1 protein-coding gene is annotated in these 329 nt (G+C 60.8%); it reads left to right on the top strand.

The annotated features are described in order from the left end of the window. Window positions 1-30 precede the first annotated feature (30 nt). A partial coding sequence (locus NCT05_RS37305) for a response regulator (protein WP_250504805.1) occupies window positions 31-329 on the top strand: 299 nt, incomplete at its 3' end.

Here is a 329-nt window from a genome sequence, read left to right as displayed (position 1 = left end):
TCACCGGTAGTCGTCCGCAGGCGTCGAATCATGCTGGTTGATGACAACCCGGATGCCGTAGACGCGCTCGGCATGTTGCTTGAACTCGACGGTCACCAAGTTGCGGTGTTTCACGACCCTGTCACCGCATTGGCCGCTGCCGAGCGCTTGAGGCCCGAGATCGCCATCGTGGACATAGGGCTGCCTGTGATGAGCGGCTATGAACTCGCCGCAAGGATCCGTTCGGTTCTGGGCGACGCGCCGTGCCGTCTGGTTGCTCTTACCGGCTACGGGCAGGATGCAGACAGGGCTAGAAGTAAGGCGGCCGGCTTCGAACAGCATTTTGTCAA

Origin of the sequence: Caballeronia sp. AZ7_KS35 (assembly GCF_023631045.1) — a bacterium.
Lineage (GTDB): Bacteria > Pseudomonadota > Gammaproteobacteria > Burkholderiales > Burkholderiaceae > Caballeronia > Caballeronia zhejiangensis.
This window is presented reverse-complemented; position numbering and strand designations above follow the sequence as displayed.